Source organism: Variovorax sp. efr-133-TYG-130, assembly GCF_030208835.1.
In the GTDB taxonomy this organism is placed as follows: domain Bacteria; phylum Pseudomonadota; class Gammaproteobacteria; order Burkholderiales; family Burkholderiaceae_C; genus Variovorax.
Map to the genome: position 1 here is coordinate 163,970 of NZ_JARVTD010000031.1, position 17,850 is coordinate 181,819.

The window sequence follows — 17,850 nt, forward strand, 5'->3', positions numbered from 1 at the left end:
CTTGAGGGGTGGGGCAAACATTCTAGGGAGTGGTCCATGACGGGCTTGCGCGGTGGGTCACAAGGTCCGTGCCCGCGCAGGGGTTTGTCCGAATGGAGTTCGAGACACTTCTGGAAACAAATACGACGTTTGTTTACGCCGATTCACACACCGCTTCCCAGCCCTGTTCCGAAAGGTTTCCATGACGAAGACGCGCACGCTTTGCGCCGCAGCCCTGCTGGCTTTCAGCGCCGCCGGCGCCTCGGCCCAGCTCCTGATCGGCCAGACCGCAGGCATGACAGGCTCGGTGGCCGCGAGCGTGAACGAGACCATCGGCGGGGCGCAACTGGTGATCGACGCGGTCAACGCGCAGGGCGGCATCCACGGCGAGAAGATCGAGGTGCTGCGCATGGACGACGGCTTCGACGTGAAGCGCGCCGGCGACAACGCCCGCGCGCTGATCGAGGACAGGAAAGTGCTGGCGCTGTTCATGAGCCGGGGCACGCCGCATTCGCAGGCCATCATCCCCTGGCTCGACAAGTACGACGTGGCGCTCATCGGCCCCTCGACCGGCGCGATGGTGCTGCACAAGCCGCTGCAGAAGCATGTGTTCAACGTGCGCGCCACCTACCAGCGCGAGGCGGAAAAGGCGGTGCAGCACCTGCTGACCATCGGCCTCACGCGCATTGCGGTGGTGTACGTGACCGACTCGTTCGGGCAGGACGCGCTGGAAGGCGCGATGGCCGGCTTCGCCAAGGGCGGTGCCAAGCCCACCGCGACCATTCCCGCGGACCGCGACAAGCCCGACTACAAGGCCATCGTGCCGGCCATCAAGGAGGCCAACGCGCAGGCCGTGGTGTGGATCGGCTCGGGCGTGGCCGTGGTGGACGGCATCAAGGCGCTGCGCGCGGCCGGCTCGGCGGCGCAGGTGGTCACGCTGTCGAACAACGCGTCGTCGGGCTTCATCAAGCAACTGGGCGATGCAAGCAAGGGTGTGATCGTGACGCAGGTGTTCCCTAACGAACGCTCGCTGGGCCAGCCCATGGTGAAGGAAGCGCTGACGCTGGCGCAGGCCAAGGGCCAGGCGGAGCTGTCGCCGGCCGCGCTGGAAGGATTCGCGTCGGCCAAGGTGCTGGTGGAGGCGCTGCGCCGCGCCGGCCCCAAGCCCACGCGCGCCAAGGTGACGGCCGCGCTGGAAAGCATCAGGGGCTTCGACCTGGGCGGCGGGCTCGAAGTGAGCTACTCGCCGCAGGACCACAGCGGCATCGACTTCGCCGACCTGTCGATCATCAGCGACGGCCGCTTCAAGCGCTAGCCGGGCCAGGCGAGGCTACTTCGGCGCGGCGGCCGGCGCGGCTTCGTGCGTGGTCGTGTCGCCGCCGTGCTTTTCGCCAGACATGTCGACCTTGTCGCCGGCCTTGGAAATCACGAACAGGGCAAGTGCGGCAAAAGCGATGAAGCCGACGACGATCTTCCACATGGGTCTGGTCTCCTGAAAAACTGGGGGGATGAAGGGAAAGGGCTCAAGAAAAAGGCTTCATGCGGGGTGGCATGAAGCCTCTTTGTTGAACGGAGGGCGTTGCGCCCTCCTGCTTGCGGCGGACTCAGTCGTTGGCGTAGATGTCCACGTCCTTGGTCTCGCGGATGAACAGCGTGCCGATCACCAGCGTGATGCCCGCGATGATGATCGGGTACCAGAGGCCGTTGTACATGTTGCCGGTCGAAGCCACGATGGCGAAGGCGGTGGTCGGCAGCAGGCCGCCGAACCAGCCGTTGCCGATGTGGTACGGCAGGCTCATCGAGGTGTAGCGGATGCGCGTGGGGAACATCTCGACCAGCATCGCGGCGATCGGGCCGTAGACCATCGTCACCAGCAGCACCAGCCAGAACAGCAACAGCACCGTCAGCACCTTGTTCATCTTCGCGGGGTCGGCCTTGGACGGGTAGCCCGCGACCTTCAGGTCTTCGGCCACGCCCTTCTTGAAGGCGGCGATTTCCTTGGCGGAGTTCTCGTCGAACTTGAGGTTCACCACGTTGCCGATGGGCGCCTCGACGGTCTTGTCGCCGATCTTCACCACGGCCTTGGAGCCCGGCGCGCCTGCCACGTTCTCATAGCTCACCGAGTTCTGCACCAGGTAGCGCTTGGCGATGTCGCACGAGCTCTTGAAGTCGATCTCGCGGGCCACCGGGTTGCCCTGGAACGAGCAGGTCGCCGGGTCGGCCGTCACCGTCACGCCGGCGGTGGCCTGTGCGCGGGCCAGGTCGGGGTTGGCGGCTTCGGTCAGCATCTTGAAGACCGGGAAGTAGGTGACCACGGCCAGCAGGCAGCCGGCCATGATGATCGGCTTGCGGCCGATCTTGTCGGACAGCGTACCGAAGATCACGAAGAAGGGCGTGCCCAGCAGCAGTGCCGCGGCGATCATCAGGTTGGCCGTGGTCGCGTCGACCTTCAGCTGTGCCGTCAGGAAGAACAGCGCGTAGAACTGGCCCGAATACCAGACCACTGCCTGGCCGGCCGTCAGGCCCACCAGCGCCAGGATCACGATCTTCAGGTTCTTCCACTGGCCGAAGGACTCGGCCAGCGGCGCCTTCGAGGTCTTGCCCTCCGCCTTCATCTTCTGGAAGGCGGGCGACTCCGACAGCGTCAGGCGGATCCACACCGAGATGCCCAGCAGCAGGATCGACACCAGGAACGGAATGCGCCAGCCCCAGTCGTTGAACACCGCTTCGCCCAGGCCTTCTCGCACGCCCAAAATCACCAGCAGGCTCAGGAACAGGCCGAGCGTGGCCGTCGTCTGGATCCACGAGGTGTAGGCGCCGCGCTTGCCGTGCGGCGAGTGCTCGGCCACGTAGGTGGCGGCACCGCCGTACTCGCCGCCGAGCGCCAGGCCCTGCAGCATGCGCAGCGCGATCAGGATCACCGGCGCCGCGACGCCGATGGTCGCGTAGCTGGGCAGCAGGCCGACGATGAAGGTCGACAGGCCCATGATCAGGATCGTGACCAGGAAGGTGTACTTGCGCCCGATCATGTCGCCCAGGCGGCCGAACACGATGGCGCCGAACGGACGCACCAGGAAGCCGGCCGCGAACGCCAGCAGCGCGAAGATGAAGGCCGCACCCGCATCGAGGCCGCTGAAGAACTGCTTGGCGATGATCGCGGCCAGCGAGCCGTAGAGATAGAAGTCGTACCACTCGAACACGGTGCCGAGCGACGAGGCGAAGATGACCTTCTTCTCCTCCGCTGACATGGGCCGGGGGGCCGGATGCGGCACTCCCCGCGAATCTAGTGTGGCTGCCATTTGGTCGTCTCCTGTGTGTATGCGTCCATGCGGTTCCACCGATTCCGGGGACCGTGGGGCATTCTTGGAGGCGCGACTGACCCGAGGCTTTCGCGAAACTGAATCGACGCTTACGGATTAGGGTGAAACCCGCGCCGTGCGTTTCAGCTTGTAAGAAATCGGACCCTTGCTCGGGTTTGTCCTCAGCCCTGCTTGCCGCTGCGCAGCAGGGACGGGCGCTGGTCGGCGGCGGTCCATTGCGGGCCGTCGAACCATGCGTCGCCGCTCAAGTAGGCGCGCAGCATGGCGAGCCCGTCGAAGCCCCAGAACAGGCGCCCGTCGACCACGTAGGCCGGCGTGCCGAACACGCCCAGCTGCAGCGCCTCTTCGGTGTTGCGCTTGAGCAGGGCCTTGCTCTCGTCGCTGTTCGCGTCGCGCAGGGGCTCGAGCTGCGCGGTGAGCGCGGCAAGGCGGGCCGGGTCGCCCGCTTCCTCGCCGCCGCGCCACACATGGCGGAAGACGGTCTCCGCCACGAGCCGGCTGATGGTGCCGTCGTCGCCGGTCGACAGCGCGAGCCGCAGGTGCGCCAGCGGGTTGTAGGGATGCGAGGCGGGCATCTCGATCGGGATGCCGTGCGCGTGGCCCAGCCAGAGCACGTGGCGGTAGGTCCAGCTGCGCTTGGACGGAATCTCCGCCGGGCCGAGCTGGCCGTGCTGCTTGAGCAGCGCCCCCAGCAGCACCGGCTTGTAGGCCACGCTGTAGCTCAGCCCTTCGAGCGCCTCCGGCAGGTGCTCGAACGCAAGGTGCGCGTAGGGCGAGATGAAGTCGAGATAGAAGTCGATGTGCTTCATGCGGCGTGGTCTCCTGGGGCGCGCCAGATGCCGGCGAGCGCCCGCAACTCTATCGCGCGCCACACATGGCGCCGGGTCTCGTCTTCCATCTTGCTCCACCCCGCGATTTCGGGAATGGTGCGCAGGCAGCCTTCGCAGAAGCCGCTCAGGCGGTCCATGCGGCACACCGACGAGCAGGGCGAGGGCACGTCTTCGGCCATGGCCTGCACGGCCACGGCGCGCTCGGCCAGCGTCTGCGCCTCGCCGAAATTCACACCACGTCCGCCACCGGCGCGCCGGTGAGCTTCTCGAGGTCTTGCGGGCGCAGCTGGAACACCGCATGCGGGTGGCCTGCCGCGGCCCAGATTTCCTCGAAGCGGAACAGCTCGCGGTCGATCAGCACCACCGGCTTGGTCAGGTGGCCCACGGGCGACACCCCGCCGATGGTGAAGCCGGTGCGCGCCTTCACGAAGTCGGCGTCGGCACGGCCGGTCTTGCCGATCAGCGCATCGACCTTCTTCTCGTCCACGCGCTTGTCGCCGGAGGTGATGACCAGCACCGCCGCCTCGTCGCTCTTGCGGCGGAAGATGATGCTCTTGGCGATCTGGCCGACGGAAATGCCGAGCGCGTCGGCCGCCTGCTGCGCGGTGCGGCAGGCGTCATCGAGCATGCGTGGCGAATGGGGATGGCCGGCGTCCTGCAGCACGCGGGAAACGCGCTGGACGCCTTCGGGGAGGGAGTGGAGTTCGGAGCCGCACATGGGATTCGAATCTATCAGGCGCTTCGCTTGAAGAGGAACAGGAAGGCGCCCATGCTCATGAGCACGCCGCCGAAGACGCGGTTCTGCGCGCGCCGGGCACGCACGCTGCGCAGCACGCCCTGCAGCCGCGCGGCCAGCCAGGCGTAGCCGTGCATCACGGTCACGTCGACCATCACCGTCGTGGCCAGCAGCACCAGCAGCTGCAGCCACAGCGGGCGCGTTGGCTGGATGAACTGCGGCAGCACCGCGGCCATGAAGACGATGCCCTTGGGGTTGGTCACGTTGGTGAGAAAGCCGCGCAGCACGCGCTGCGGCGCCGTGAGGTCGGGCTCGCGCGCGGCCTCGCCGCCGTCTGCACTCGCCGCCGGCGCCACGGGCGCGCGCCACTGGCGCCAGCCCAGCCACAGCAGATAGCACGCGCCAACCACCTTGATCACCGTGAAAGCGGTGGCCGAGGCGGTGAGCACCGCGCCCACGCCGAGGCCGGCCACCAGCAGGATCACCGCCAGCCCCAGCTGCAGGCCGACGATGGTCGCGGTGGTGCGCCGCACGCCGTAGCTGAGGCCGTGGCTCATGCTGAGCACGGCGCCCGAACCGGGCGACACCGCGATGACGCAACTCGCCACCAGGAATGCGAGCCAGACATTCAGGTCCATGCTTCAACCCGCCCGCTTGGTGCGGATGGCCTTGGACGCGCGCGAGTTCGGCTCGCGGCCCAGTGCCTCGCTGATGTACACGCCCGCGTCGATCAGCCGGTCGAGGTCGATGCCGGTCTCGATGCCCATGCCGTGCAGCATGTAGACCACGTCCTCGGTCGCCACGTTGCCCGTCGCGCCCTTGGCGTAGGGACAGCCGCCCAGGCCGGCCGAGGACGACTGGAAGTTCCACACGCCCAGTTCGAGCGCCGCCAGCGTGTTGACCAGCGCCTGCCCGTAGGTGTCGTGGAAGTGCCCTGAAACGGCGTCGACATCGAAGTGCGCCAGCGTGGCTTCCATGGCCGCCTGCACCTTGCGCGGCGTGCCCACGCCGATGGTGTCGGCCACGTCCACGCGCTGCACGCCGATGCCCTTCATGAGCTGCGCGAGATAGCCGACCTTGGCCGGCGCGATCTCGCCCTCATAGGGGCAGCCCACGGTGCACGACATGGCGCCGCGCACGCGAATGCCCTTCTCGAGCGCAGCGGCCACCACGGGCGCGAAGCGCTCGATGCTCTCGGCGATCGAGCAGTTGATGTTCTTCTGGCTGAAGGCTTCGCTGGCGGCGCCGAACACCACGATCTCGTCGGGCCATTCTTCGCGCGGCGCGGCAATGGCGGCCTCGAAGCCCTTCATGTTCGGCGTGAGCACCGAGTAGCGCACGCCGGGCTGGCGGCGGATGCCGTGCATCACCTCGGCGTTGTCGGCCATCTGCGGCACCCACTTGGGCGACACGAAGCTGGTGACCTCGATCTCCTTCAGGCCCGCGTCCTGCAGGCGGTGCACGAGGCCGATCTTCACTTCGGCCGAGACCGGCTGCTTTTCGTTCTGCAGGCCGTCGCGCGGGCCGACGTCGACGATCTTGACTTGGGCGGGGAGTTTCATGGGATGTCTCTTGTATCGCGGGAGGATGGAAGACCGCCTGCGATTGTCCGACACCTGCAAATGCCCTGCTCGCCGCACGAGTCGCGGAAGGTAGCAATGCCTGCCTGCGGGGTTGCAAATGGTGCCAGCCGCGCGGCTCAGTACGACTTGGGCAGCCCCAGCGCCTTCTCGGCGATGAAGTTCAGGATCATCTGCGGGCTCACCGGCGCGATGCGCGGTATGTAGCTCTCGCGCAGCAGCCGCTCCACGTGGTATTCCTTGGCATAGCCCATGCCGCCGAGCGTGAGCACCGCGTTCTGGCAGGCGTCGTGCGCAGCCTCGGCCGCGAGGTACTTGGCGGCGTTGGCCTCGACGCCGCAGGGCTCTCCCGCGTCGTACAGCGTGGCGGCCTTGAGCATCATCAGGTCGGCCGCCTCCAGGTTGGCCCAGGCACGCGCCAGCGGATGCGCCACGCCCTGGTTCTGGCCGATGGGCCGGCCGAACACGACCCGCTCCTGCGCGTACTGCGAGGCGATGCGCAACGCCGCGCGGCCGATGCCGATGGCTTCCGCCGCGATGAGGATGCGCTCGGGGTTGAGCCCGTGCAGGATGTATTCGAAGCCCCTGCCCTCCTCGCCGATGCGGTCTGCCTCTGGCACCGCGAGCCCGTCGATGAAGAGCATGTTGGAGTCCACCGCCGCGCGGCCGAGCTTGTGGATCTCGCGCACCTCGACCTTGCTGCGGTCCAGCGGCGTGTAGAAGAGCGTGAGGCCCTGCGTGGGCTTCTTCACCTGGTCGAGCGGCGTGGTGCGCGTGAGGATCAGCATGCGGTCGGCCACCTGCGCGGTCGAGATCCAGATCTTGCGGCCGTGCAGCAGGTAGCCGCCATCGGGCTGGCGCACCGCCTGCGTCTTGAGGCTGGTGGTGTCGAGCCCCGCGTCGGGCTCGGTCACGGCGAAGCAGGCCTTCTCGGTGCCGGCGATGAGCGGCGGCAGGAAGCGCTGGCGCTGTTCCTCTGTGCCGAACACCACCACCGGGTTGAGCCCGAAGATGTTCATGTGCACCGACGACGCGCCCGACATGCCCGCGCCCGACGCACTGATGGCACGCATCATCAGCGCCGCCTCGGTGATGCCGAGGCCCGCGCCGCCCTGTGCCTCGGGCATGGCGATGCCGAGCCAGCCGCTCTCGGCCACGGCGCGGTGGAACTCGTGCGGGAACACGGCGCGGTCGTCATGGTCGCGCCAGTAATCGGCGGGGAAGTCTTCGCACAGGCGATCGATGGCCGCGACCAGCGAGCGCTGGTCATCGTTCAGGGAAAAATTCATTCGCTGTCTTTCGTTGGTTCCGGTTGCAGCGTGACGCCGCGCGCCAGCATGGCTTCGATGCTCTCGTCGTCGTAGCCCGCCTCGCGCAGCAGCTCCACGCTCTGCTCGCCGATGCGCGGCGCAAGGCGGCGTATGGCGGTGGGCGTGGCGCTGTAGCGGCCGACCGGCGCGAGGGTGCGGATGCGCCCTTCGCTCGGATGGTCGAACTCGGGATAGAAGCCCACGGCACGCAGGTGCGGGTCGTCGAGCAGGCTGTCGGTGCTGTGCAGGCGCGCGACCGGAATGTCGGCCGCCGCCAGCGCGGCGAACCATTCGTCGCTGGTGCGCGTGGCCATCACCTCGGCAACGAAGGCGTACACGGCGCCGATGTTCGCGGCGCGCGCGGTGTGCGTGCCGAACATGGGCGAGTCGCGCAGCTCGGGCCGGCCGATCACGTCGAAGAAGGCCTGCCAGTGCTTGTCGTTGTAGATCAGCACGCTGAGGTGCCCGTCCGAGGTCGCATAGGGCTTGCGGTGCGGCGCGAGCAGGCGCGCGTAGCCGGTGGGGCCGAGCGGCGGCTCGAAGCTGTGGCCGCCGAGGTGATCACCCATGACGAACTGCGAGAGCGCCTCGAACATCGGCACCTCCACCGCCTGGCCCTTGCCGGTGCGCTGCGCATGCAGCACGGCGGCCAGCAATGCGATGGCCGCCTGCAGACCCACGGCGCGGTCGGCCAGCGTGACGGGCGCGTAGCGCGGCTCGCCGCCGCTTTGCTGCGCGAACAGCGAGGCGATGCCGGCCGCGCCTTGAATCAGGTCGTCGTACGCGGGCTTGCCCGCGTAGGGACCCTGCTCGCCGTAGCCGAAGGCGCCGAGGTAGACGATCTTGGGGTTGGCCGCCGCCACGGCTTCGTAGCCGAGCCCCAGTCGCGCCATCGCCTGCGGTCGCGTGTTGTAGATCAGCGCATCGCAGCCCGCCGCCAGCTTCAAGCAGGCCTCGCGGCCCTCGGGCTGCTTGAGGTCGAGCACGATGGAGCGCTTGTTGCGGTTGAGGTGCATCGCCATCGCGCCCATGCCCGCATGGCGCATCGGACCCACGGCGCGCAGGTTGTCGCCGCCGGGCGGCTCGACCTTGACGATGTCGGCGCCGAGGTCGCCGAGCGTCTGGGTGGCGTAAGGGCCCATCACCACGGCCGTGAGGTCGAGGATGCGGATGCCTTGGAGAGGTCCGGATGTACTCATGTCTTTGCGTTGGCTCCTTCCCCCTCTGGGGCGAGGGAGAAATTCAGTTCGCTCATTCGGGTTGAATGCCGGCGGCCTGGATCAGCTTCTTCCACTTCGCCAATTCAGATACCGTGAACGCCCCCAGCTCCTCCGGCGTGCTGCCGAAGGCATCGAAGCCCAGCTTCGCCACGCGCTCGCGGAAGACCGCTCCGTTCGCCATGTCCGACAGCACCTTGTTGAGCTTCAGCACAATGTCGCGCGGCGTGCCGGCCGGTGCGAACACGCCGTTCCACGAGGTGATGTCGAAGCCTTTCAGCTCCGGCGTGTCGGCCAGCGGCGGCAGCTCGGGAAAGAGCTTGGTGCGCTCCTGCGTGGTGACGGCAATCGCGCGCATCTTGCCGGCCTTCACCGTTGCCAGCCCCGCGGCGAGGTCGACCACCATCATCGACACCTGCCCGCCGATCAGGTCGGCAATCGCGGGCGGCGTGCTCTTGTAGGGCACGTGCAGCATCGGCACGCCGCTCATGCGCGACAGCGTGGCGCCGCTCACGATGCCGGTGCTGTTGCCGCTCGCGTAAGTCAGCTTGCCGGGATGCGCGCGGCCCCAGGCCAGCAGCTCGGCCACGCTCTTCACGGGCAGGTCGTTGTTCACCACCAGCATGAACGGCAGGTTGCCCATGCGGCTGACGGGCGCGAAGTCTTTCACCGGGTCGTAGGGCAGCGACTTCATCAGGCTCGGGTTGGCCGAGTGCGTGGTGTTGGTGGTCATGAACAGGGTGTAGCCATCGGGCGCCGCCTTGGCGACGTACTCGGCCGCGATGACGCCGTTTGCGCCCGCCCTGTTGTCGACGATGACCGAGCCCTTGAGCGCATCGCCGAGCATCTGCCCGGCGATGCGGGCCACAGCGTCGGTGCCGCTGCCGGCCGCGAAGGGCACGACGATGCGTATCGGCTGCTTCGGGTAGCCGCCGTCCTGGGCGAAGGCCCAGGGCGCCGCACTGGCCAGGCCCGTGGCGGCACCGATGGAAATGAAACGGCGGCGGCTTGCCACCACGACCGATTTCTCGGTCGCGTTCTTCGTTGTCTGCATTTGCTTGTCTCCGGGTTGTTGTCGCTTCAGGGCCGGATCACGCGCTCCGGCGATTCCTCGTACGGCGGGCTGTAGATCACCAGCACGCGCACCGGCTCGTCGCTCACCACCGTGAAGGTGTGCATCGCGTCGGCCGGGAAAAAGCAGCTGTCTCCAGGGTGCAGCTCCTGCCGCTGTCCGCCCACCTCGGCGACCGCGCGGCCTTCGAGCATGTAGCAGACCTGCTCGATGCCAGGGTGCGCATGCGGCAGCGCGCCCTTGCCCTTCTGGATGTGGCCGACCAGCACCTCGAGCTGCTTCGCGCCCACCGTCTCGGGGCCGATCAGCCGCTTGTTCAGCGTGCCGGTGTGGTTGGCGGGGTGGTAGCCGGCGATGTCGGCTTCCCGGACGAAGTAGCGGGCTGTGGAGGTGGTCATCGGGGGTTCTCGGTCTTGGGTTCGATGGCGAGGCAGGCGGAGCGCAGCATCGCGGCGATGTCTTCGATGCGCGGCTCCATGCGGTAGCGCGGGCCCGCGACCGAGATGGCGTAGGCCTCGCCGCCGATGCGCAGCGGCCAGGCCAGGCCGATCAGGTCGGGAATGCTTTCGCCGAGGTTGCCGTACCAGCCGCGCGCGGCGCCGCGCTGCAGCTCGGCTTCGATGGCTTCGGCGGTGGTGCGCGTGGCTTCGGTCAGCGGCGCGAGCGCCATGCCGTCCAGCATCTTGCGGCGCGCCTCGGGTTCGAGCGTGGACAGCAGCGCGCGGCCCAGCGAGTTGGCATAGGCCGGGCGCGTTTCACCCGACTCGGCGGAATAGCGGATGGCTTGCGGTGCGCTCAGCACCTCCAGGTACACCACCTGGCCCGCGTCGCGGAATTTTCCGAAGACCACCGTCTCGCGCGCCGCGTCGCGCAGTTCTTCCAGCGTGGCTTTCACCCGGTCGAGCACCGGGTCGTGGGCGGCGATGACCTGCGCCATCGCCAGCAGCCGGCCGGTCGGGTAGTAGCCCTGGCGGCGGCCGGTTTCATACATGTAGCCCTGCTCTTCGAGGGTACGGATCAGCCCCAGGCAGCTGGACACCGGCATGTCGAGCAGCCGTGCCATTTCCGAAAGCGCCAGCGGCTGCTTCTCCCGCGCGAACAGCTCGACGATCTCGATCACTCGAAACGCAGTTTTCACAGTCATGAAAAGATTTTCATGCTTGTGAAAAACTCGCGCTTCAGGGTTTCCCCTGCCCGCGCCGAATTGCGCCAGCGCCGGAAGCGGTGGCGCCCGCCTTCAGTAGCCGCGCGCCGGATCGACCACGCCGGCGATCGGCAGGCCCTGCTCCATCGCGCGGATCTTCCCGGCGATCTGGGCGATCGACTCCTCGCGCAGCGTGCGCGCCGAGCCGTGCGGCGTCACGGTGATCTTCGGATGGCGCCAGAAGGCATGGTCCGAGGGCAGCGGCTCGACCTGGAACACGTCGAGCGTGGCGCCCGCGAGCTCGCCTGCATCGAGCATCGGGATCAGGTCGTCTTCCACCAGGTGGCCGCCGCGCGCGATGCTGATCAGGTAGCCCCCGGGCTTGAGCCTGCCGAGCGTCTTGCGGTTGAGGATGCCGCGCGTGGCCTCGGTCAGCGGCAGCAGGTTGACCAGCACGCGCGTGGACGACAGGAACTCGTCGAACTGCGCCTCGCCGCTGAACACCTGCACGCCGTCGATGTCCTTCGGCGAGCGGCTCCAGCCTAGCACCGGGAATTCGAACTGCGCCACGGCCCTGACCACGCGCTCGCCGAGCACGCCCAGGCCCATGATGCCGACCGGGAAGTCGCGCCGCAGCTTCGGCTTGCGATAGCTCCACTTGCCCTCGCGCGCATCGGCCTCGTAGGCGTCGAACTCGCGGAAGTGGCGAATGAGCGTGTGGCACACGTACTCGGCCATCTGCACCGACATGCCCGCGTCGTCGAGCCGCACGATGCGCGTGTGCGCCGGCACCTTGAGCTTGAGCAGCGCATCGACGCCCGCGCCGATGTTGAAGATGCCGCGCAGCTTCGGCTGCTCGTCGATGAGCTCCTGCGGCGGCGCCCACACCACGGCATGGTCGGCCTGCGGCGCGCCGGGCTTCCAGGGCTCGATGACGGCATCGGGGAGTTCGGCCTTGAGGCCTTCGATCCAGGGGTCTGGGCGGTTGTCGGTGAGGTAGACGGTGATTCGCATGGGCCCGAATCTTAGTGAAGCCGCTGACGCGGCGCGCACGGATGGCTATGCTCGAACGCCCAACTTCATCAGGAGACAGACACCCATGATCAAAGTCAGCGTGATGTACCCCCACACCCCCGGCGCGCGGTTCGACCACGACTACTACCGCGACAAGCACATGCCGCTGCTCAAGGCCCGCATGGGCGACGCCTGCCTCTCGTACACCATCGACAAAGGCCTGGCCGGCGGCGCACCGGGCTCCGCGCCCACCTACGTCGGCATGTGCCACGTGTTCAGCGAATCCGTCGAAGCCTTCCAGAAGGCCTTCGGCCCGCACATGAAGGAGATCATGGGCGACGTGAAGAACTACACCGACATCGCGCCGGTGATGCAGATCAGCGAAGTGGTGGTGGGCTGACGCGAGTCAGGCCAGCCATGCGCGTGGCGTGTCGGTCTTCAAGTCGGCACCCGCATCAAGTCTTTGGGAATACGAGCAACCAGCCCGATGCCGGGGTCATGCGCCCGAGCAGGATCGCCCAGTTGCGTGGGGTCCACGCTCCAGAGGCGCGCAAGCGCCGCTACATGCTCTTCGCCAGGGATGGCACTGGCTTTGCCTTGCCGGGCTTGGACAATGGACTCGCGCGGCGGCACACCCGACGCCACGAGGGCATCCTGCCGCGCGCTCTCTGCCCCGGCGAGCTCAAAGATCCGATCTGTGGCGTCCGACACGGACAGGCCGTCGAGCCGAGGGAACCCCAGCGTCGCCTCCTCCGGCGATTGCCTGCCGATGTTTGCGTAGACGCCGCCATCTCCATAGCCGAAGACCCGTTCCGACGCGCCGCGCACTGCACGCGCCCAAGCAACGAATCCGACGACACGATAGCTTCCGAAGAACTGCACCTCTTCGAACCGGCTCTTCAGACGTTCAAAGATCACGTCGAAGGCCCGTCCGATTCCGCAATGGTCACCATCTTCGGTGTTGATGGGATACGGCAAGGAAGTACCCACCAGAAGAACCCACCCATCGGTCACTGGAGATGCGAAGACCCATTTCGCGGCGTCGTCAGAAGCCGACCATCGGTATGCCGCCGCCATGCCGGAGGCCCAGTTGGCCGGCGCCTTCGCATGAAGGCCAAGCGCCTCGAGCACGACCTCGGGGCTGGATGCCCGAACGGCGAACCAGTTGACCTTGTAGCCGAAGGGCTGTGGCAGATCCGGCGTCGGATCGAAGTGCGGTTCGATCTCTTCGGGCGGAGCCGCTGTCGACCCGCCCTTCGACAAGCCCGTTGACGGCATCGTCCCAGACTCGGCATCGCCCAAGCCGGTCTCCTCATCCGTCGCCTTGCCAATGCCAAGACCTGCGAGAAACTTTCGAAATCGTCCCATGCACCCCTCTCGTCGTCGCCAACTTCCAGGGCGCCAGTCTCTCACGCCACCTTGATCCGCCGGCGGCGCCACAGCACCCGCACCAGCCACCCCAGCGGCAGCACCACCAGCACCAGCCACGGCAGCACCGCCGCGATGAAGGTGATGAGCGCGCCCACGCTCTCCGCCAGCACCGAGCCCGCGTTGCGCAGCGCCTGCCGCATCGGGCTGTAGCCGTCGCCGTTGCTCACCAGCGCGCGCTTGGGCGTGAACTGGATCTGGATGTGCTGCTTGCTGGTTTCCTGCGCCAGCACCTTGCGCTGCGTGGCGATGGCGTCGAGCTCGGCCTGGGTGTCCGACAGCGTGCGCTGGATCGCCAGCAGGTCGGCCATGGTGCGTTTGGTGACGGTGTCGCGCAGCATGACGCGCAGGCTGTCGCGGAACTCGGTGCGGTTCTTGATGCGGGCCTCGACGTCGATCACTTCGGCGGTCTTGTCCTCGCTGGTGGTGGTGTGCGAAACCACGTTCGCCACGCCGGCCAGGCCGCCGAGCAGCTTCTCGACATCGGCGGGCTCCACGCGCATCTCGAGCATGGCGTTGCCGGGCTGCTGCGGCGTCTCTCTCAGCAGCGAGGACGACAGCAGCTCGCACTTGAGCGTGCCGCACAGGTCGCGCACCTTGCCCCATGCGTCGGCCAGTTGCTCCGCCGGCACCTCGACGTTCAAGTCCTGCCGCACGGCGAGGAAGCGCTGCAGCGGCGAATCCTGCGCCGACGACGCCTCGGCCGCCGACGGCTCCGCGGCCGTGTCGGCCATGCGCGAGCGCGACTCCTTCATCGCCACGCCACCGCCGTAGCCGGCGGCGGCCTGCATGGGTGCGGGCGGAGGCGCCGGCCGGGCGAGCGAGTCGTCATGCCCGTTGTTGCGGCCGCAGCCGGCCAGCGACAGGGCGGCAGCCAAGGCCAGCAGGGCGAGCCCCGAGCGATGGCGGGCGAAGAAGAAAGAAGCGAAGGGCCTGCGAGCGGTCATGAAAATCCCTTTGAAAGAATGACTACCGCAGCTGATACGGGCCAGCGCCCGGAACGGGGTTAAACCGTTGCGGCGGCCATTCGCAACAATTCGTCGCCTTCGGCCACCTGCTCGCCGGGGGCGAACATCAGTTCCTCCACGGTGCCGTCGGCGGGTGCCGCGATGGTGTGCTCCATTTTCATCGCTTCCATCACCGCGAGCGGCTGGCCGCGGCTGACCTTGTCGCCGGCCTTGACGGCGAACGACACCACCTTGCCCGGCATGGGCGCGGTGAGCCGGCCGCCTTCGGCCTGGGCGTCGCCAGCGTGGGCGAGGCGGTCGATGGTGGTGATCTTCGTCGCGCCCTTCGATGCGAAGACGTGGGCCGTGGCGCCGTCGAGATGCACGTCGAGCGTCTGGCGCATGCCGGCGAACTCGACCTCGAATTCGCCCGACGGGAACTGGCCGATCACCAGCGGACCCTCGGTGCCGCCGGCTTCCAGCCACAGGCCGCCGTCGCGCTTGTAGGTGAGCACGGCGGCCTGCTCCGCACCGCGGAACTCGAAGTCGAAATGACGCCGGTATTCGCCCAGCGAGCGCCAGCCGTCGCGGCGGGCAAAGGGGTCGGGCATCTTGCCGGGCCATTCGGTGACCAGCGTTCGCGTGATGGCGGCGGCGGCGGCCAGCGGCAGGCCCAGCGTCTCGCGGTCGAACAGCACCGCGCGCTCGCGCTCGATCAGCGCGGTGTCGAGGTTGGCCCTGGAGAACGATTCGGTCGCTAGGATGCCGCGCAGGAACTGCACGTTGGTCTGCACGCCCACGATCTGCACCTGCGCCAGCGCGGCGTCGAGCCGCGCCAGTGCTTCGTCGCGCGTGGCGCCGTGCACGATGAGCTTGGCGATCATCGAGTCGTAGAACGGCGAGATCTCGCCGCCCTCGCGCACGCCATCGTCGATGCGCACCCCGGCGCTCGCGCCGGTCAGTGCCATGCGTTGGAACGCCATCGCCTGAGGCTTGCGGTACACACGCAGGGTGCCGGTGGCGGGCAGGAAGTTGTTGTCGGGGTTCTCGGCGCAGATGCGCGCCTCGATGGCGTGGCCGTGGATCTTCAGGTCGGCCTGCTTGGCGGGCAATGCCTCGCCCGAGGCCACGCGCAGTTGCCATTCGACGAGGTCGAGGCCGGTGATGGCTTCGGTCACAGGGTGCTCGACCTGCAGGCGCGTATTCATCTCCATGAAGAAGAAGTTCATCTCCCCGCCTTCGCGCTGCTCGACGATGAACTCAACGGTTCCGGCGCCCACGTAATTCACGGCGCGCGCGGCCGCCACGGCGGCATCGCCCATCTGCTTGCGCATGGCCTCGGTCATGCCGGGCGCGGGCGCTTCTTCCAGCACCTTCTGGTGGCGGCGCTGCACCGAGCAGTCGCGCTCGAACAGGTAGACGTAGTTGCCGTGCGTGTCGCCGAACACCTGGATCTCGATGTGGCGCGGGCGCTGCACGTATTTCTCGATCAGCACCGCGTCGTCGCCGAAGCTGTTGATGGCTTCGCGCTGGCACGATGCGAGCGCGGCAGCGAAGTCCTCCGCCTTGTCGACCGCGCGCATGCCCTTGCCGCCGCCGCCCGCGCTCGCCTTGATGAGCACCGGGTAGCCGATGCGGTCGGCCTCGCGCTGCAGCAGTTGCGGGTCCTGGTCGTGGCCGTGGTAGCCGGGCACCAGCGGCACGCCGGCTTTCTCCATCAGTTGCTTCGATTCGGCCTTCAGTCCCATGGCCTTGATGGCCGAGGGCGGCGGGCCGATGAAGACCAGGCCGGCGTCGGCGCAGGCCTGCGCGAACTCTTCGTTCTCGCTCAGGAAGCCGTAGCCCGGGTGCACCGCCTCGGCGCCCGTGGCCTTGGCGGCCTCGAGGATCTTCTCCCAGCGCAGGTAGCTGTCTTTAGGGGCGCTGCCGCCGAGGTGCACCGACTCGTCGCAGGCACGCACGTGGTTGGCATGCGCGTCGGCATCGGAATACACGGCGACCGTGCGAATGGCCATGCGGCGCGCAGTTGCCGCGACGCGGCAGGCGATCTCGCCACGGTTCGCAATGAGGATCTTCTTAAACATTCGGAGTGTCTCCCGGAGGATTCTTTTTCAGTTGAAACGCGGGCACCACGCCCGGATCGGGTCGGCCGCTGAAGATGCGGGCCACGCGGGCGAACAGCGCCTTGAGGAAACGCCAGCTCTTGCGGATGAGCCACACGCTCAGCACAAGCACCAGCACGAACAGCACGAGAAAGACGAAAGGGTGCGCCACCGCCAGCCACAGCCCGGCAGGCACCATGGAGTCCTCGACCAGCGAGGCGCCCACGTTCGAGAACGGCTCGGGCGAGGTGTTGATGGCCGCGCGCGTGGTGGCCTTGGCCGCGTGCGCCGTGGCAGCGAAGCCGCCGCCCAGCAGCGCCGCGACGATGGCCATCACGCCGTGGTCGGTGCCGAACACGCTGGCAGCGAGCGCGGCACCGGCCGGGATGCGGATGGCGGTGTGCACCACGTCCCACAGCGAATCGAGGCCGGGAATCTTGTCGGCGAAGAATTCGATGAACACCATGAAGCCGCTGGCCGCGATGACCACCGGGTGCGCCAGCAACTGCAGGCCGCTGGGTAGCGGAACCCAGCCGAAGTAGCCGACGATGCCCGTCAGCAGCACGACCAGGTAGAGCCGCACGCCGCTGGCCCAGCCGATGGCGGCTGCCAGTGCGATGAGCTGGGGCATGTCGAGGCTGGTGTTCATGGCGGCGGCTCTCTATCAGTCGAATTCGATGGTGCCGGCTTCCATGGAAGCCACGAGGTCCGCGAGCCATGCCTCGACCGACGCATGTTCGACGGGGCGGTCTTCGTCGGCTTTCCAGAAGGCGACGAGCTGCCCCGGCTGCCCGCCGCCCTCGGCATCGATGTCGACGCACAGGTAGCTGCCGCCGCCGTTCGACAGAAACGGCACCCAGCCGCGCCGCCAGGTGGCGGGGTCTTCGAAGTCGGTGCCGATCATGTCGTCGAGCATCTCCTTGGTGTCGGCGATGTCCTCGAGCGCGCTGAACATGCGGTTGCCCTGCAGGCTGTCGAAGCTGCTGTCCGGCTGGCCGTTGCGCCAGCGGTAGAGCGCACGAAAAGCCTCCGGCAGCTGCAGCGAGAACTTCGCTTCGAATGCGTCGAGGCCGGCATCGCTCACGCCGGGCTGCAGCACCGCGTGGTAGTCCGCGCGATGCGCGGCCAGCCACGCATCCATGCGTTCGACGAGTGCGTCGTGCGCCATGGT

The 17,850-nt window shown here is 67.8% G+C and carries 20 protein-coding genes; 2 read left to right on the forward strand and 18 right to left on the reverse strand.

Annotated features, from left to right (window positions below):
- Nucleotides 1-181 precede the first annotated feature (181 nt).
- Nucleotides 182-1,294 carry an ABC transporter substrate-binding protein gene (locus tag QRN67_RS26240; protein ID WP_285414222.1) on the forward strand — a complete coding sequence of 371 codons (1,113 nt, stop codon included), beginning with the start codon at nucleotides 182-184 and terminating at the stop codon, nucleotides 1,292-1,294.
- 15 nt (nucleotides 1,295-1,309) lie between these two features.
- Here the strand turns inward: QRN67_RS26240 and QRN67_RS26245 are convergent, their stop codons facing one another.
- The 13 genes from QRN67_RS26245 to QRN67_RS26305 all read right to left on the reverse strand — a co-directional run bounded on the left by QRN67_RS26245 (nucleotide 1,310) and on the right by QRN67_RS26305 (nucleotide 12,202).
- Nucleotides 1,310-1,459 carry a hypothetical protein gene (locus QRN67_RS26245; RefSeq protein WP_199851880.1) on the reverse strand — a complete coding sequence of 50 codons (150 nt, stop codon included), beginning with the start codon at nucleotides 1,457-1,459 and terminating at the stop codon, nucleotides 1,310-1,312.
- A 124-nt stretch (nucleotides 1,460-1,583) separates the two neighbouring features.
- The gene (locus tag QRN67_RS26250; RefSeq protein WP_081269665.1) at nucleotides 1,584-3,278 is read right to left on the reverse strand and encodes an MFS transporter; all 1,695 of its coding nucleotides are present in this window, start codon (nucleotides 3,276-3,278) and stop codon (nucleotides 1,584-1,586) included.
- Between the two features lie 182 nt (nucleotides 3,279-3,460).
- Nucleotides 3,461-4,108, reverse strand: a complete 648-nt coding sequence (locus QRN67_RS26255; RefSeq protein ID WP_285414223.1) for a 2-hydroxychromene-2-carboxylate isomerase — start codon at nucleotides 4,106-4,108, stop codon at nucleotides 3,461-3,463.
- Entirely contained in the window at nucleotides 4,105-4,362 is a 258-nt protein-coding gene (locus QRN67_RS26260) for a DUF1289 domain-containing protein (RefSeq protein ID WP_081269663.1), read from the reverse strand. The genes QRN67_RS26255 and QRN67_RS26260 overlap by 4 nt, the downstream gene beginning before the upstream one ends.
- Nucleotides 4,359-4,847: a YbaK/EbsC family protein gene (locus tag QRN67_RS26265; protein WP_081269662.1), complete on the reverse strand. Its 489-nt coding sequence runs from the start codon at nucleotides 4,845-4,847 to the stop codon at nucleotides 4,359-4,361. The genes QRN67_RS26260 and QRN67_RS26265 overlap by 4 nt, the downstream gene beginning before the upstream one ends.
- 14 nt (nucleotides 4,848-4,861) lie before the next feature.
- The gene (gene rhtB / locus QRN67_RS26270) at nucleotides 4,862-5,503 is read right to left on the reverse strand and encodes a homoserine/homoserine lactone efflux protein (protein WP_285414224.1); all 642 of its coding nucleotides are present in this window, start codon (nucleotides 5,501-5,503) and stop codon (nucleotides 4,862-4,864) included.
- A gap of 3 nt (nucleotides 5,504-5,506) precedes the next feature.
- Nucleotides 5,507-6,427: a hydroxymethylglutaryl-CoA lyase gene (locus QRN67_RS26275; RefSeq protein WP_285414225.1), complete on the reverse strand. Its 921-nt coding sequence runs from the start codon at nucleotides 6,425-6,427 to the stop codon at nucleotides 5,507-5,509.
- 137 nt (nucleotides 6,428-6,564) lie between these two features.
- Nucleotides 6,565-7,734 (reverse strand): acyl-CoA dehydrogenase family protein, encoded by a 1,170-nt coding sequence (locus QRN67_RS26280; protein ID WP_285414226.1) that lies wholly within the window; start codon nucleotides 7,732-7,734, stop codon nucleotides 6,565-6,567.
- A complete protein-coding gene (locus QRN67_RS26285; protein ID WP_081269658.1) occupies nucleotides 7,731-8,954 on the reverse strand; it encodes a CaiB/BaiF CoA transferase family protein in 1,224 nt (407 codons plus the stop codon). The genes QRN67_RS26280 and QRN67_RS26285 overlap by 4 nt, the downstream gene beginning before the upstream one ends.
- A gap of 52 nt (nucleotides 8,955-9,006) precedes the next feature.
- Nucleotides 9,007-10,026: a Bug family tripartite tricarboxylate transporter substrate binding protein gene (locus tag QRN67_RS26290; RefSeq protein ID WP_106936722.1), complete on the reverse strand. Its 1,020-nt coding sequence runs from the start codon at nucleotides 10,024-10,026 to the stop codon at nucleotides 9,007-9,009.
- A 26-nt stretch (nucleotides 10,027-10,052) separates the two neighbouring features.
- Nucleotides 10,053-10,442 (reverse strand): cupin domain-containing protein, encoded by a 390-nt coding sequence (locus QRN67_RS26295; RefSeq protein WP_198968860.1) that lies wholly within the window; start codon nucleotides 10,440-10,442, stop codon nucleotides 10,053-10,055.
- Nucleotides 10,439-11,188 carry an IclR family transcriptional regulator gene (locus QRN67_RS26300; RefSeq protein ID WP_285414227.1) on the reverse strand — a complete coding sequence of 250 codons (750 nt, stop codon included), beginning with the start codon at nucleotides 11,186-11,188 and terminating at the stop codon, nucleotides 10,439-10,441. Before QRN67_RS26300 ends, QRN67_RS26295 begins: the two co-directional genes overlap by 4 nt.
- A gap of 93 nt (nucleotides 11,189-11,281) precedes the next feature.
- Nucleotides 11,282-12,202, reverse strand: a complete 921-nt coding sequence (locus tag QRN67_RS26305; protein WP_285414228.1) for a 2-hydroxyacid dehydrogenase — start codon at nucleotides 12,200-12,202, stop codon at nucleotides 11,282-11,284.
- Nucleotides 12,203-12,287: 85 nt separating this feature from the next.
- On the opposite strand from QRN67_RS26305, the gene QRN67_RS26310 reads away from it, so the two are divergent.
- Nucleotides 12,288-12,602: an EthD family reductase gene (locus tag QRN67_RS26310; RefSeq protein WP_081269654.1), complete on the forward strand. Its 315-nt coding sequence runs from the start codon at nucleotides 12,288-12,290 to the stop codon at nucleotides 12,600-12,602.
- 38 nt (nucleotides 12,603-12,640) lie between these two features.
- Here the strand turns inward: QRN67_RS26310 and QRN67_RS26315 are convergent, their stop codons facing one another.
- From QRN67_RS26315 to QRN67_RS26335, 5 genes are read right to left on the reverse strand one after another with little or no spacing between them, the layout of a single operon-like run.
- Nucleotides 12,641-13,570, reverse strand: coding sequence for a hypothetical protein (locus QRN67_RS26315; protein ID WP_155742593.1), 930 nt, complete (start codon nucleotides 13,568-13,570; stop codon nucleotides 12,641-12,643).
- 41 nt (nucleotides 13,571-13,611) lie between these two features.
- Complete coding sequence (locus tag QRN67_RS26320; RefSeq protein ID WP_285414229.1) at nucleotides 13,612-14,577, reverse strand: DUF4349 domain-containing protein; 966 nt, start codon at nucleotides 14,575-14,577, stop codon at nucleotides 13,612-13,614.
- Between the two features lie 59 nt (nucleotides 14,578-14,636).
- Nucleotides 14,637-16,661 (reverse strand): acetyl/propionyl/methylcrotonyl-CoA carboxylase subunit alpha, encoded by a 2,025-nt coding sequence (locus tag QRN67_RS26325; RefSeq protein WP_285414230.1) that lies wholly within the window; start codon nucleotides 16,659-16,661, stop codon nucleotides 14,637-14,639.
- Nucleotides 16,654-17,328 carry a DUF4126 domain-containing protein gene (locus tag QRN67_RS26330; RefSeq protein ID WP_081269650.1) on the reverse strand — a complete coding sequence of 225 codons (675 nt, stop codon included), beginning with the start codon at nucleotides 17,326-17,328 and terminating at the stop codon, nucleotides 16,654-16,656. The genes QRN67_RS26325 and QRN67_RS26330 overlap by 8 nt, the downstream gene beginning before the upstream one ends.
- 15 nt (nucleotides 17,329-17,343) lie before the next feature.
- Entirely contained in the window at nucleotides 17,344-17,847 is a 504-nt protein-coding gene (locus tag QRN67_RS26335) for an SMI1/KNR4 family protein (RefSeq protein ID WP_285414231.1), read from the reverse strand.
- Between the last annotated feature and the right edge of the window lie 3 nt (nucleotides 17,848-17,850).

Excerpts from the sequence above, each read along its gene's own strand:
- QRN67_RS26325 (WP_285414230.1), bottom strand. The coding sequence starts at position 16,661 with ATGTTTAAGAAGATCCTCATTGCGAACCGTGGCGAGATCGCCTGCCGC.
- QRN67_RS26315 (WP_155742593.1), bottom strand. The coding sequence starts at position 13,570 with ATGGGACGATTTCGAAAGTTTCTCGCAGGTCTTGGCATTGGCAAGGCG.
- QRN67_RS26305 (WP_285414228.1), bottom strand. The coding sequence starts at position 12,202 with ATGCGAATCACCGTCTACCTCACCGACAACCGCCCAGACCCCTGGATC.
- QRN67_RS26275 (WP_285414225.1), bottom strand. The coding sequence starts at position 6,427 with ATGAAACTCCCCGCCCAAGTCAAGATCGTCGACGTCGGCCCGCGCGAC.
- QRN67_RS26280 (WP_285414226.1), bottom strand. The coding sequence starts at position 7,734 with ATGAATTTTTCCCTGAACGATGACCAGCGCTCGCTGGTCGCGGCCATC.
- QRN67_RS26300 (WP_285414227.1), bottom strand. The coding sequence starts at position 11,188 with ATGACTGTGAAAACTGCGTTTCGAGTGATCGAGATCGTCGAGCTGTTC.
- QRN67_RS26295 (WP_198968860.1), bottom strand. The coding sequence starts at position 10,442 with ATGACCACCTCCACAGCCCGCTACTTCGTCCGGGAAGCCGACATCGCC.
- QRN67_RS26250 (WP_081269665.1), bottom strand. The coding sequence starts at position 3,278 with ATGGCAGCCACACTAGATTCGCGGGGAGTGCCGCATCCGGCCCCCCGG.
- QRN67_RS26330 (WP_081269650.1), bottom strand. The coding sequence starts at position 17,328 with ATGAACACCAGCCTCGACATGCCCCAGCTCATCGCACTGGCAGCCGCC.
- QRN67_RS26240 (WP_285414222.1), top strand. The coding sequence starts at position 182 with ATGACGAAGACGCGCACGCTTTGCGCCGCAGCCCTGCTGGCTTTCAGC.
- QRN67_RS26320 (WP_285414229.1), bottom strand. The coding sequence starts at position 14,577 with ATGACCGCTCGCAGGCCCTTCGCTTCTTTCTTCTTCGCCCGCCATCGC.
- QRN67_RS26245 (WP_199851880.1), bottom strand. The coding sequence starts at position 1,459 with ATGTGGAAGATCGTCGTCGGCTTCATCGCTTTTGCCGCACTTGCCCTG.
- rhtB (WP_285414224.1), bottom strand. The coding sequence starts at position 5,503 with ATGGACCTGAATGTCTGGCTCGCATTCCTGGTGGCGAGTTGCGTCATC.
- QRN67_RS26255 (WP_285414223.1), bottom strand. The coding sequence starts at position 4,108 with ATGAAGCACATCGACTTCTATCTCGACTTCATCTCGCCCTACGCGCAC.
- QRN67_RS26290 (WP_106936722.1), bottom strand. The coding sequence starts at position 10,026 with ATGCAGACAACGAAGAACGCGACCGAGAAATCGGTCGTGGTGGCAAGC.
- QRN67_RS26285 (WP_081269658.1), bottom strand. The coding sequence starts at position 8,954 with ATGAGTACATCCGGACCTCTCCAAGGCATCCGCATCCTCGACCTCACG.
- QRN67_RS26335 (WP_285414231.1), bottom strand. The coding sequence starts at position 17,847 with ATGGCGCACGACGCACTCGTCGAACGCATGGATGCGTGGCTGGCCGCG.
- QRN67_RS26265 (WP_081269662.1), bottom strand. The coding sequence starts at position 4,847 with ATGTGCGGCTCCGAACTCCACTCCCTCCCCGAAGGCGTCCAGCGCGTT.
- QRN67_RS26310 (WP_081269654.1), top strand. The coding sequence starts at position 12,288 with ATGATCAAAGTCAGCGTGATGTACCCCCACACCCCCGGCGCGCGGTTC.